Source organism: Bacillus niameyensis, from assembly GCF_001375535.1.
GTDB classification, from domain to species: domain Bacteria; phylum Bacillota; class Bacilli; order Bacillales; family Bacillaceae_C; genus Lederbergia; species Lederbergia niameyensis.
In genome coordinates this window covers 1,707,234-1,720,776 of the sequence record NZ_LN831197.1, presented here as the reverse complement: position 1 = coordinate 1,720,776, position 13,543 = coordinate 1,707,234, and the positions used below count along the sequence as shown (strand labels likewise).

Annotated in this window: 10 protein-coding genes; all 10 read left to right on the top strand. The window is 35.9% G+C overall.

The features are described from left to right. Positions 1-10 precede the first annotated feature (10 nt). The 10 genes from BN1243_RS08370 to BN1243_RS08325 all read left to right on the top strand — a co-directional run bounded on the left by BN1243_RS08370 (position 11) and on the right by BN1243_RS08325 (position 13,479). Positions 11-904: a carbohydrate ABC transporter permease gene (locus tag BN1243_RS08370; RefSeq protein ID WP_062105865.1), complete on the top strand. Its 894-nt coding sequence runs from the start codon at positions 11-13 to the stop codon at positions 902-904. A 108-nt stretch (positions 905-1,012) separates the two neighbouring features. Continuing rightward, a complete protein-coding gene (locus tag BN1243_RS08365) occupies positions 1,013-2,656 on the top strand; it encodes an extracellular solute-binding protein (RefSeq protein WP_062105863.1) in 1,644 nt (547 codons plus the stop codon). 281 nt (positions 2,657-2,937) lie between these two features. Continuing rightward, positions 2,938-3,885, top strand: a complete 948-nt coding sequence (locus BN1243_RS08360) for a sulfatase-like hydrolase/transferase (RefSeq protein ID WP_456061825.1) — start codon at positions 2,938-2,940, stop codon at positions 3,883-3,885. Positions 3,886-3,900: 15 nt separating this feature from the next. Then, positions 3,901-4,686, top strand: a complete 786-nt coding sequence (locus BN1243_RS08355; protein ID WP_062105894.1) for an ABC transporter permease — start codon at positions 3,901-3,903, stop codon at positions 4,684-4,686. A gap of 26 nt (positions 4,687-4,712) precedes the next feature. Then, positions 4,713-5,606, top strand: coding sequence for a carbohydrate ABC transporter permease (locus tag BN1243_RS08350; protein WP_062105865.1), 894 nt, complete (start codon positions 4,713-4,715; stop codon positions 5,604-5,606). Between the two features lie 108 nt (positions 5,607-5,714). Beyond that, on the top strand, positions 5,715-7,358 hold the full coding sequence (locus tag BN1243_RS08345; RefSeq protein ID WP_062105863.1) for an extracellular solute-binding protein: 1,644 nt from the start codon (positions 5,715-5,717) through the stop codon (positions 7,356-7,358). A 317-nt stretch (positions 7,359-7,675) separates the two neighbouring features. Further along, positions 7,676-9,157 carry a sulfatase family protein gene (locus BN1243_RS08340; protein ID WP_069201842.1) on the top strand — a complete coding sequence of 494 codons (1,482 nt, stop codon included), beginning with the start codon at positions 7,676-7,678 and terminating at the stop codon, positions 9,155-9,157. 718 nt (positions 9,158-9,875) lie between these two features. Continuing rightward, a complete protein-coding gene (locus BN1243_RS08335) occupies positions 9,876-10,847 on the top strand; it encodes an ABC transporter permease (protein ID WP_230200142.1) in 972 nt (323 codons plus the stop codon). 28 nt (positions 10,848-10,875) lie between these two features. Then, positions 10,876-11,772 (top strand): carbohydrate ABC transporter permease, encoded by an 897-nt coding sequence (locus tag BN1243_RS08330; protein WP_062105890.1) that lies wholly within the window; start codon positions 10,876-10,878, stop codon positions 11,770-11,772. 102 nt (positions 11,773-11,874) lie between these two features. Further along, positions 11,875-13,479, top strand: a complete 1,605-nt coding sequence (locus BN1243_RS08325; RefSeq protein WP_062110505.1) for an ABC transporter substrate-binding protein — start codon at positions 11,875-11,877, stop codon at positions 13,477-13,479. The last annotated feature ends 64 nt before the right edge of the window (positions 13,480-13,543 follow it).

The following is a 13,543-nucleotide window of genomic DNA, read 5'->3' as shown; positions in this document are numbered from 1 at the left end:
GAATTGTTACATGAACACATCCATCCGAGAATCAAAGGGTGATAGGATATTTACTATTTGTAATTACATTTTATTATCACTCTTTGTAGCATCCGTTCTCTATCCGCTTATTTTTGTTGTAAGTGCGTCTTTTAGCTCGGCTGAGGCAATTTCGAGTGGAAAAGTATGGTTATGGCCGGTTGACATAAGTATAAAAAGTTATCAAGAAGTATTTAAACATGAGGCAATTTGGACAGGTTATGCTAACTCATTATTTTATATGGTCGTCGGGACGTTAATTAACGTTTTCCTTACTGTACTGGCAGCCTATCCCTTAACTAGGAAAGATTTTCGAGGAAGAAATATATTTCTGTTTATGTTTGTGTTCACTATGATGTTCAACGGTGGATTAATACCTATGTATTTGCTAGTTAGGGATTTAGGAATGCTAAATACAAGATGGGCATTAATTGTTCCGAATGCGATGGCAACGTTCAATGTAATCGTTACAATGACATTTTTTAAATCAACAATTCCAGACGAACTTTTAGAATCTGCAAAAATGGATGGTTGTAATGATTTTAAGTTTTTATGGAAGATCGTGTTGCCATTATCGGCTCCTATCATTGCAGTTATGTCCTTGTTCTATGCAGTAGGGCATTGGAACCAATATTTTAGTGCGCTAATTTATTTAAGAGATACTAGTTTGTTTCCACTACAACTCGTACTGCGAGATATTTTGGTTCAAAACGAGGTTGACCCTTCGATGATGAGTGATGTAACAAACCTTGAAGAGAGAATTGGGTTACAACAATTATTAAAGTACTCGACAATTGTTGTTGCATCTTTACCAGTATTAATTATTTATCCGTTTGTACAAAAACATTTTGTTAAAGGAGTAATGATAGGCTCTTTAAAAGGTTAATAGAATGGCATTATAAAATCCTTGCTTGAAAGGGGGGATGAGCTTCAACCTGTTGGCATATGAAATATTGTGTATTGTGCTTTTGAAAAATTTTAAGGAGGGTCTTTTATGTCCAGAAAGAAAATTGTTCTCGTATTACTTTTGCTCTTAACGTTATTAATCGCAGCATGTTCTAAGGATAAAGATGTGACAACTGAAGGTAATAAAGGTGGCGGTGATGCAGCCCAACAAGGATCTGATTCCATTGTTACAGATGCAGGAGAATTCCCAATTGTGAAAGAAAAAGTTGAGTTAAATGTTTTGATCCCAGCTAATTCACTAGTTAAAGATTTTAATACTAATGAATTTACTAAATGGTATGAAGAAAAGACTGGTGTTCATATTAATTGGGAAGTTCTTCCAAGTGAAGGAGCACAAGAACAGCTTAATCTAATTCTTACAAGTGGCGAGTATCCAGATGTAATTATGGATATGGGGCTACAGCCTGCTCAATTAAGGTTGTATGGTGATAATGGTACGTTTTTAGCGTTAAACGATCTAATTGAAAAGTACGGGATCGAAACTAAAAAAATGTTTCAGGAAATACCGGTGGTTAAGGATGCGATTACTTCACCAGATGGAAAAATTTATGCTTTACCTCAAGTAAATGAGTGTTTTCACTGTACAATGCCACAAAAGATGTGGGTTTATAAACCTTGGTTAGATAAACTAGACATGGACATACCGCAAACCACTGAGGAATTTAGAGAACTATTGCTTGCAATTAAAAATGGCGATCCTAATGGAAATGGCAAAGCTGATGAAATTCCGTTATCTGGACAGTACAATGGATGGCATACTTCATTAACAGGGTTTTTAATGGATCCTTTTATTTATAGTGATGTCCATGTAGTAGATGGAAAGATTATTGCTCCTTGGGATAAAGAAGAATATAAAGAAGGGCTCAAATATTTAAATAGTTTATATAAAGATGGGTTGATTTATTCTGGTACATTTACTCAAAATGGGGAGCAGTTTAAGCAATTGGGAGAGAATCCAGAAATACCTATTTTAGGAACAGCTTTATCTGCAACTCTAAGTTCATTTACCGAAGGTGACAGTCGTATGAAGGATTACGTTGCTATTCCTCCACTTGAAGGACCTGATGGTCAACGTATAACGTTCTATCTTCCAAACCCAGTTACTCGTCCAGCGGAATTTATTATTACGAATAAAGCGAAAAATCCGGAAGTTGCTTTCCGCTGGGCTGATGCAATGTATCAAGAGGAAATAACTATGCGCTCAGTAATTGGCAGGGAAGGAGAAGAGTGGAAAATACCTGAAGAAGGTGTACTTGGATTAGATGGTAATCAAGCAAAATATGAAACTATAGAAAAAGAAGAACCTGTTCACAATGATTATTGGGATCAAACAGGCCCTTCATTAAGAACAAAAGAATTTAGGGCTGGTCAAGCAGTTCCTGAAGGACATCAAGAACAACTCTTATGGGCAGCTACTGAACAATATGCCCCTTATATTTCAGATACAATTGAGCCGCTGCCACCGTTATTCTTTAGTGAAGAGGATTCAAATAAAATGGCTAAAATTGAACAGTCGTTAACAGATTATGTTGATGAAATGGCATCTGCTTTTATTACAGGACAATCTGATATCGATAGTTCATGGGATAAATATATTTCTACTTTGCAAGAAATTGGTATTGAAGAATATGTGGCTATACATCAAAGGTCATATGATGAAAAATATAAATGATTAAATTGGAGAGGTGAGAAGCTAAATAAGATGCTTCTCCTTTTCCAATTATGAATCATAGCAGATAATGCCACTTTACAAATCGCGGAATCTATTTAAGGGGAAAGAACTTTTAAAATAACTTAGTTTAATTCATTAGAAGTTGATAGGCTTCCGTCCTTAGGAATCTCGCGACTTTAGTCGTGAAAAGTTCAAGAACGTGCTAAGAAAACTTATGTAAATGAGGCAAATTCAGAAGTCTTGTAAGCCGACTTTTTTTGCTAAAAAGTATTGTGACTATTATGTTACTTAATAAAACAATAAAATGGGGTGATAAAATGAAACCAAATATTTTATTTATTATGTCAGATGATCAAGGTTACTGGTCAATGGGTTGTGCGGGAAATCGGGATGTCAAGACTCCAAATCTTGACATGTTAGCCAAAAACGGTATTAGATTTGAAAATTTCTTTTGTGCATCCCCTGTATGCTCACCCGCCCGGGCGTCAATTATGACAGGTCAGATGCCGTCTCGTCACGGGATACAGGACTGGATTGCGGAAGGACATGTAGAAAAATCGCAACTTGATGACGATTTGGTTCGCCATTTTAATGAAGAAAACCGTGAGTGGTTTTATGACTGGCCGAAGAATCAACTTAATGAAACTAAAGCGACTGATTATCTTGGTGATAGGCGTTGTTATACAGAAGATCTGGTAGATGCAGGGTACACGTGTGCGCTTTCTGGTAAGTGGCACATAGGTAACGCTGGCATACCACAGAAGGGATTTACATATTGGCGAGCCCTTGCTATGGGCGGTGAAAATTATATGTATCCTGTTACACTTGATCCTGTTACAAACAAATTTACCTTGCAGCGAGAAACGTATGTTACTGATTGGATTACCAACAATGCGATAGAGTTTCTTGATACACACAATATGGAGACACCTTTTTATTTACAGGTAAATTACACAGCACCTCATGCACCATGGGATGAAAGGCATCATAAACCTGAACTTTGGACGGAATTTGAGGGGTGTGAATTTAACGATTTCCCAAATGAGCAACCCCACAAATGGTCCGGAATGTCATTTCCGTCTGAAGAAGCTAGGTTAGCCCAAAGGCTTACATGGAATAGAGGGTACTGTGCTTCACTTTTAGGCATGGATCTGGGAATTGGCCAAATTATTGNGGTCAGATGCCGTCTCGTCACGGGATACAGGACTGGATTGCGGAAGGACATGTAGAAAAATCGCAACTTGATGACGATTTGGTTCGCCATTTTAATGAAGAAAACCGTGAGTGGTTTTATGACTGGCCGAAGAATCAACTTAATGAAACTAANTTGGAGAATTATGAAAAACACAATAGTTTTAGGCATTTATCAAGTAATTGCTACTTTCCCGCTTCCTATTGTGTTGGCTCTAAGTTTAAATTACATCTATAACAAAAGGTTTAAAAGAGCTGCACAAATGATTACTTATGCCCCGCATTTTATTTCAGTTGTTGTTATGGTAGGAATCATTTTTGTCATATTAGATCCCAGAGGAGTACTAAATCAATTCCTAGCTAACTTCGGTATCGAAGAAATTAACTTTATGGCAAAAGCAAGTTATTTTAAATCAATTTTTGTTTGGACGGACGTGTGGCAAAATGTTGGTTTCGGTTGCATTATTTATTTGGCAGCATTAGCAGGTATCAGCCCAGAACTCCATGAAGCAGCAATCATTGATGGAGCCTCGAAGTTAAGAAGAATTTGGCATATTGATATCCCGGGGATTTTACCTACAGCCGTCATTATTTTAATTTTAAATATGGGCGGATTTCTAGATACTGGATTTGAAAAAGTGTTGTTAATGCAAAATTCACTCAATATATCATCTTCGGAAGTAATTGATACATATGTTTATAAAATCGGTTTAACATCAATGATTCCACAATACTCGTATTCAGCTGCAATAGGATTATTTAAAGCAATTGTAGGCCTAATTCTTATTGTAGGTGCTAATAAACTAGCAAAGGTAGTTACAAAACAGGGACTATGGTAATTAATTAGAAAGGGAGGAATTGTTACATGAACACATCCATCCGAGAATCAAAGGGTGATAGGATATTTACTATTTGTAATTACATTTTATTATCACTCTTTGTAGCATCCGTTCTCTATCCGCTTATTTTTGTTGTAAGTGCGTCTTTTAGCTCGGCTGAGGCAATTTCGAGTGGAAAAGTATGGTTATGGCCGGTTGACATAAGTATAAAAAGTTATCAAGAAGTATTTAAACATGAGGCAATTTGGACAGGTTATGCTAACTCATTATTTTATATGGTCGTCGGGACGTTAATTAACGTTTTCCTTACTGTACTGGCAGCCTATCCCTTAACTAGGAAAGATTTTCGAGGAAGAAATATATTTCTGTTTATGTTTGTGTTCACTATGATGTTCAACGGTGGATTAATACCTATGTATTTGCTAGTTAGGGATTTAGGAATGCTAAATACAAGATGGGCATTAATTGTTCCGAATGCGATGGCAACGTTCAATGTAATCGTTACAATGACATTTTTTAAATCAACAATTCCAGACGAACTTTTAGAATCTGCAAAAATGGATGGTTGTAATGATTTTAAGTTTTTATGGAAGATCGTGTTGCCATTATCGGCTCCTATCATTGCAGTTATGTCCTTGTTCTATGCAGTAGGGCATTGGAACCAATATTTTAGTGCGCTAATTTATTTAAGAGATACTAGTTTGTTTCCACTACAACTCGTACTGCGAGATATTTTGGTTCAAAACGAGGTTGACCCTTCGATGATGAGTGATGTAACAAACCTTGAAGAGAGAATTGGGTTACAACAATTATTAAAGTACTCGACAATTGTTGTTGCATCTTTACCAGTATTAATTATTTATCCGTTTGTACAAAAACATTTTGTTAAAGGAGTAATGATAGGCTCTTTAAAAGGTTAATAGAATGGCATTATAAAATCCTTGCTTGAAAGGGGGGATGAGCTTCAACCTGTTGGCATATGAAATATTGTGTATTGTGCTTTTGAAAAATTTTAAGGAGGGTCTTTTATGTCCAGAAAGAAAATTGTTCTCGTATTACTTTTGCTCTTAACGTTATTAATCGCAGCATGTTCTAAGGATAAAGATGTGACAACTGAAGGTAATAAAGGTGGCGGTGATGCAGCCCAACAAGGATCTGATTCCATTGTTACAGATGCAGGAGAATTCCCAATTGTGAAAGAAAAAGTTGAGTTAAATGTTTTGATCCCAGCTAATTCACTAGTTAAAGATTTTAATACTAATGAATTTACTAAATGGTATGAAGAAAAGACTGGTGTTCATATTAATTGGGAAGTTCTTCCAAGTGAAGGAGCACAAGAACAGCTTAATCTAATTCTTACAAGTGGCGAGTATCCAGATGTAATTATGGATATGGGGCTACAGCCTGCTCAATTAAGGTTGTATGGTGATAATGGTACGTTTTTAGCGTTAAACGATCTAATTGAAAAGTACGGGATCGAAACTAAAAAAATGTTTCAGGAAATACCGGTGGTTAAGGATGCGATTACTTCACCAGATGGAAAAATTTATGCTTTACCTCAAGTAAATGAGTGTTTTCACTGTACAATGCCACAAAAGATGTGGGTTTATAAACCTTGGTTAGATAAACTAGACATGGACATACCGCAAACCACTGAGGAATTTAGAGAACTATTGCTTGCAATTAAAAATGGCGATCCTAATGGAAATGGCAAAGCTGATGAAATTCCGTTATCTGGACAGTACAATGGATGGCATACTTCATTAACAGGGTTTTTAATGGATCCTTTTATTTATAGTGATGTCCATGTAGTAGATGGAAAGATTATTGCTCCTTGGGATAAAGAAGAATATAAAGAAGGGCTCAAATATTTAAATAGTTTATATAAAGATGGGTTGATTTATTCTGGTACATTTACTCAAAATGGGGAGCAGTTTAAGCAATTGGGAGAGAATCCAGAAATACCTATTTTAGGAACAGCTTTATCTGCAACTCTAAGTTCATTTACCGAAGGTGACAGTCGTATGAAGGATTACGTTGCTATTCCTCCACTTGAAGGACCTGATGGTCAACGTATAACGTTCTATCTTCCAAACCCAGTTACTCGTCCAGCGGAATTTATTATTACGAATAAAGCGAAAAATCCGGAAGTTGCTTTCCGCTGGGCTGATGCAATGTATCAAGAGGAAATAACTATGCGCTCAGTAATTGGCAGGGAAGGAGAAGAGTGGAAAATACCTGAAGAAGGTGTACTTGGATTAGATGGTAATCAAGCAAAATATGAAACTATAGAAAAAGAAGAACCTGTTCACAATGATTATTGGGATCAAACAGGCCCTTCATTAAGAACAAAAGAATTTAGGGCTGGTCAAGCAGTTCCTGAAGGACATCAAGAACAACTCTTATGGGCAGCTACTGAACAATATGCCCCTTATATTTCAGATACAATTGAGCCGCTGCCACCGTTATTCTTTAGTGAAGAGGATTCAAATAAAATGGCTAAAATTGAACAGTCGTTAACAGATTATGTTGATGAAATGGCATCTGCTTTTATTACAGGACAATCTGATATCGATAGTTCATGGGATAAATATATTTCTACTTTGCAAGAAATTGGTATTGAAGAATATGTGGCTATACATCAAAGGTCATATGATGAAAAATATAAATGATTAAATTGGAGAGGTGAGAAGCTAAATAAGATGCTTCTCCTTTTCCAATTATGAATCATAGCAGATAATGCCACTTTACAAATCGCGGAATCTATTTAAGGGGAAAGAACTTTTAAAATAACTTAGTTTAATTCATTAGAAGTTGATAGGCTTCCGTCCTTAGGAATCTCGCGACTTTAGTCGTGAAAAGTTCAAGAACGTGCTAAGAAAACTTATGTAAATGAGGCAAATTCAGAAGTCTTGTAAGCCGACTTTTTTTGCTAAAAAGTATTGTGACTATTATGTTACTTAATAAAACAATAAAATGGGGTGATAAAATGAAACCAAATATTTTATTTATTATGTCAGATGATCAAGGTTACTGGTCAATGGGTTGTGCGGGAAATCGGGATGTCAAGACTCCAAATCTTGACATGTTAGCCAAAAACGGTATTAGATTTGAAAATTTCTTTTGTGCATCCCCTGTATGCTCACCCGCCCGGGCGTCAATTATGACAGGTCAGATGCCGTCTCGTCACGGGATACAGGACTGGATTGCGGAAGGACATGTAGAAAAATCGCAACTTGATGACGATTTGGTTCGCCATTTTAATGAAGAAAACCGTGAGTGGTTTTATGACTGGCCGAAGAATCAACTTAATGAAACTAAAGCGACTGATTATCTTGGTGATAGGCGTTGTTATACAGAAGATCTGGTAGATGCAGGGTACACGTGTGCGCTTTCTGGTAAGTGGCACATAGGTAACGCTGGCATACCACAGAAGGGATTTACATATTGGCGAGCCCTTGCTATGGGCGGTGAAAATTATATGTATCCTGTTACACTTGATCCTGTTACAAACAAATTTACCTTGCAGCGAGAAACGTATGTTACTGATTGGATTACCAACAATGCGATAGAGTTTCTTGATACACACAATATGGAGACACCTTTTTATTTACAGGTAAATTACACAGCACCTCATGCACCATGGGATGAAAGGCATCATAAACCTGAACTTTGGACGGAATTTGAGGGGTGTGAATTTAACGATTTCCCAAATGAGCAACCCCACAAATGGTCCGGAATGTCATTTCCGTCTGAAGAAGCTAGGTTAGCCCAAAGGCTTACATGGAATAGAGGGTACTGTGCTTCACTTTTAGGCATGGATCTGGGAATTGGCCAAATTATTGAGCATCTGAAGGATCTAGGAGTCTATGATAATACCATTATCATATTCACATCGGATAACGGAATGGCAATGGGGCATCATGGAATATTCGGCAAAGGCAACGGAACGTTTCCGATGAATATGTATGAAACAAGTGTCAAGGTACCGACTATTATAAGTATGCCTGATAGAAAAAGTGGTGTTTGCGATAGTTTACTTAGCCATTATGATATTATGCCAACTATTCTCGAACTTATCGATTCAAATGAGAAGTTGAATGAATCGCTCCCCGGAAAAAGTTTCCTGCCGATTCTTAAAGATGAAGAGCATGATTCTCACGATATGGTTGTTGTTCATTCTGAATATGGACCAGCAAGAATGATTCGAACGAAGGAATGGAAATATATACATAGATACCCATATGGTGAAAATGAACTTTATGATATGGTAAACGATCCGAATGAACGGAACAATCTTGTTGGACAGAAGGAATTCGCCGTAATCATAAGTGATTTGAAGTATAAAATGGAGCTTTGGTTTGACAAATATACAGATCGAGAGACAGACGGCAGACTTGAGGCAAATCGTGGGATTGGGCAGATAGGGCCAGTAGGTCTGAGGGCAAAAGGAGAACGTTCATTTAGATAGATTAATTAATAATAATTAAACAAAATGAATGGATTGAATACTGATTGAATAGTTCTATAGGTAAATCCTATTGTATTAGAGTTTGTCAATGACTCTTAGGGAAAGGGGCATTGACGGTTAGACAAGGATTTCACATGTAAAGGTTTATGCAAACATAAAAAAGGAAATCAAAGTGTTATTAAATACACCTGATTTCCTTTTTTGTTTATCCAATGATATTCATTACTTCTTATTGATAACTCAACTATCGTTGTCGGATATAGGCAAGTATGATTGATGTTATTAAGAAAAGCCTGCAATCAACTATAGTAGTTGACTTTGATTAACTTTTGCATTTTTTTGTTACTATCCTTGGATGGTATCTTTTGAAGGTATAATTAATTGTCTGAGTGTTTTGATAAATCAACTATACCAACTGTTGGGCTGCATTTTATACTTATTTTTCTTGTGAATTCTGAATATATTTATTTAAAACAAATTTATTTAATTTCCCTTAGCTTTCTCAGAAAATCCTCTAATAGATAGAAATTGACGTGTTTCTAAAAAATATGCAAATGTTATTATCAAAAAATAGTATGAAGTGTCGGAAAATTTGGAATAAAAATAATTGACAGTCTTTGGAGGTAGTGTTATTTTGATATTACCATTAACATGCGAGAGTAAAGTTAATACTGTTCTAACTATTGTAAGTAATATCAAAAAATAAGGGGGAGAAAATTTGGAGATAAGAAATTCGCCAGTTAATAAACCCAAAAAATCAGTAATTATTAAAGCAAATAAACGGAAATCAGTGTTAAAACAAATTAAGAACAGTTGGCAACTATACGTTCTCTTTTTATTGCCACTAGCATATATACTTATTTTTCACTACATACCAATGTATGGTGCAACAATTGCTTTTAAACATTTTAATCCAGTTAACGGGATTCTAGGGAGTCAGTGGATCGGATTTGATCATTTTGAAAGGTTTTTTAAATCACATGAATTTTGGCGAGTAATCAAAAATACAATTGTTTTGGCGTTTTATCAATTAATTGCTGGTTTTCCATTTCCTATTCTATTGGCATTAAGCCTAAATTACGTAAACAAAAAATATTTTAAAAAGACAGTACAAATGGTATCTTATGCTCCCCACTTTATATCAGTTGTCGTAATGGTAGGAATCATTTTTGTATTCTTAGAGGCTCGGGGGCCTATTAATAGTCTTTTAACATCAATGGGATTTGAGTCTATCCATTTTATGGGGAACGCGACTTATTTTAAATCCATTTATGTATGGTCAGGAATCTGGCAAAGTGTTGGTTTTGGCTGCATTATATATCTTGCAGCTCTCTCCAGTGTAAGTCCAGCATTACATGAAGCAGCTATTATTGACGGTGCTTCCAAACTCCAAAGGATTTGGCACATTGACATTCCAGGAATTTTACCGATAACAATCATTTTATTAATTCTTGATATGGGGAACATATTGAACATTGGTTTTGAAAAGGCCCTTTTATTACAAAACCCTCTCAATTTAAGAAGTAGTGAAATTATTGACACTTACGTTTATAAAGTAGGTTTAGTTTCAGCTATCCCTAACTATTCTTATGCTGCTGCAATTGGATTGTTTAAATCAATTATAGGTTTAATTCTAATTTTTTTAGTCAACAAATTCGCCAAAAAAATTGGACAAGAAAGTTTATGGTAATGACCCAAAAGGAAAGAGGTGAATAGATTTGAATGTTCCTAGAATTAAAGACACAAAGATAGATAGGGTTTTCAGCATTTTAAATTATTTTATCTTAACTATCCTGCTCGTTGTGTTTCTATATCCGCTTATATTTATTGTAAGTTCCTCTTTTAGTTCAACTGATGCGGTTGTCGCTGGAAAGGTTTGGTTGTGGCCTGTTGATTTTAGCCTTGAAGGTTATAAAGCTGTTTTTGCATATAAACAGATATGGACAGGGTACGGAAATTCCCTTTTTTATATGATAGTCGGGACAGCCATTAATATTACGTTAACGATATTGGCCGCTTATCCATTATCCCGTAAGGATTTCTATGGACGAAATTTTTTTATGTTTCTTTTCTTATTTACAATGCTTTTTAGCGGTGGGCTCATCCCAAATTATTTACTTGTAAAAGAACTTGGAATGTTGAATACACGGTGGGCAATGATGATACCAAATGCAATGTCTGTTTTTAACGTCATTATTACTAGAACATATTTTAAAATGACGATTCCAGATGAATTACATGAAGCTGCAAAAATGGATGGGTGCAGTGATTTTCGCTTTTTAAGAAGTGTAGTTCTTCCCTTATCTGGTCCGATTATAGCGGTAATGGGCTTATTTTATGCCGTAGGTCACTGGAATGCCTTTTTTAACGCTCTAATATATTTGAGAGATCAACAGTTTTTTCCGCTACAGCTCATTTTAAATAATATTCTTGTTCAAAATGAAGTTGATCCAGAAATGTTTATGGATGTTGAATCCCAAGCAGCTATCGCCGGTTTAAGAGAACTATTAAAATATTCTTTAATAGTTGTGGCCTCTGTTCCGGTATTAGTTATCTACCCATTTGTACAGAAACATTTTGTTAAGGGGGTTATGATAGGTTCATTGAAGGAGTAAATAGATTTATAGAGGAATGGTAATAGAAGACTTCCAATCTATTTTGTAAGAGCGATAATAATCCTTACAGGGGGGATTTTCGTGAGAAGAGTTCCATTATTCATGTTCATACTGATTTTATTGACATTTACATTTTTGTTGTCCGCATGTACTGGCGAAAAGACAACATCAACGGAAGAAACAGGAGGCGTTAAAATAACTGAACCAGGAACATTTCCTATCACAGAGGAAAAGGTAACATTAAAAGTTTTAGTTCCTGCACATCCGTTAGTTGAGGACTTTAAAACAAATGAATTTACAAAGTGGTATGAAGAAAAAACAAATGTTCATATCGAGTGGGAAGTTATGCCCACACAAAATGCAGAAGAAAAGTTAAATTTGATTTTATCTAGTGGTGACCTCCCAGACGTCATCATGAATAGTCCTGTGACACTTTCACAACTAATGATTTATGGAAATCAAGGGATGTTTTTACCGCTTAATGATTTAATTGAAGAACATGGTACGGATATAAAGGGATTTTTGAATGAAAGAACGGATGTATTAGACTCTATTACAGCCCCGGATGGTAATATTTATTCTTTACCTTATATAAATGAGTGCTACCATTGTACAATGGCTCAAAAGTTATGGGTCTATCAACCTTGGCTTGATAAATTGGGCTTGGACATGCCAGAAACAACCGAAGATTTTTATCAAGTACTAAAAGCGTTTAAAGAAAAAGATCCGAATGGTAATGGTAAACAAGATGAGATTCCAATTGCTGGTAATAAAGATCTTTGGCCTTTCCCTAGTTACTTAATGGATCCGTTTGTTTATAACGTGATGTATGTAGAAGACGGAAAAATTCAAGTTCCGTATACAAAACCAGAATGGAAAGAGGGACTAAAGTACATTCATCAATTATATAGCGAAGGTTTAATGGCTAAGGAATCATTGACACAAGATCAGGATCAAATGAAGCGTCTTGGAAATCAGGAAGAAACTATTCTTGGCATGGCTATGGGGTATTGGCAAGGTGATATTATGACAGCTGGTGGAAATAGTGGAAAATGGCTAGACTATGTCGCTGTACCACCATTGAAGGGGCCAAATGGAAATCGAGTTTCTTGGTATCAACCGCCAGTACCTGGAAGGGCTTCCTTTATTATTACAAACCAGGCAAAACATCCTGAAATAGCTTTGCGTTGGGCAGAAGGTTTTTATCAGGAAGAGGTAACATTGAGGGCAGAAGCTGGTGAAATGGATAAGGACTGGAGATGGGCTAAAGAAGGAGAAATTGGAATTAATGGTAATCCGGCAAAGTGGGTTCGAATAGACTCCTATGGAGAAGTTCAAAATACCCATTGGGCACAACGCGGACCTTTAATTAGAACGGATGAATTTAGGTTGAGTGAAATGACTACAGATGATCAACCTTTGGAAAAAATCCTTTATGAGGAAACAAAAGAAAAGTATGAGCCATATAAACCTGATGAAGACATGGTAGTTCCTCCGCTATATTTTAACGAGGAACAATCAGCTGAACTTGCAGAGATTGAATCAACAATCGATAATTTTGTGAGTGAATCAAGTGCACGGTTTATTTCTGGTGATGAAGATATTGTTAAGGGCTGGGAGAAGTATTTAGAAACTCTCAAAGGTATGAATTTAGATCGGTATATTGAAATATACCAAGAGACATATGATGCAAAATATAAGAAATAGTTATTTAGTAGTGGATGTGTCTAATTACATCTAAATTACGTTTAAGCTGAACTGGGGGGAGTAA

Bases quoted from the DNA above. Each gene is read 5' to 3' on its own strand.
- BN1243_RS08350 (WP_062105865.1), top strand. From the start codon at position 4,713: ATGAACACATCCATCCGAGAATCAAAGGGTGATAGGATATTTACTATT.
- BN1243_RS08370 (WP_062105865.1), top strand. From the start codon at position 11: ATGAACACATCCATCCGAGAATCAAAGGGTGATAGGATATTTACTATT.
- BN1243_RS08345 (WP_062105863.1), top strand. From the start codon at position 5,715: ATGTCCAGAAAGAAAATTGTTCTCGTATTACTTTTGCTCTTAACGTTA.
- BN1243_RS08340 (WP_069201842.1), top strand. From the start codon at position 7,676: ATGAAACCAAATATTTTATTTATTATGTCAGATGATCAAGGTTACTGG.
- BN1243_RS08365 (WP_062105863.1), top strand. From the start codon at position 1,013: ATGTCCAGAAAGAAAATTGTTCTCGTATTACTTTTGCTCTTAACGTTA.
- BN1243_RS08325 (WP_062110505.1), top strand. From the start codon at position 11,875: ATGTTCATACTGATTTTATTGACATTTACATTTTTGTTGTCCGCATGT.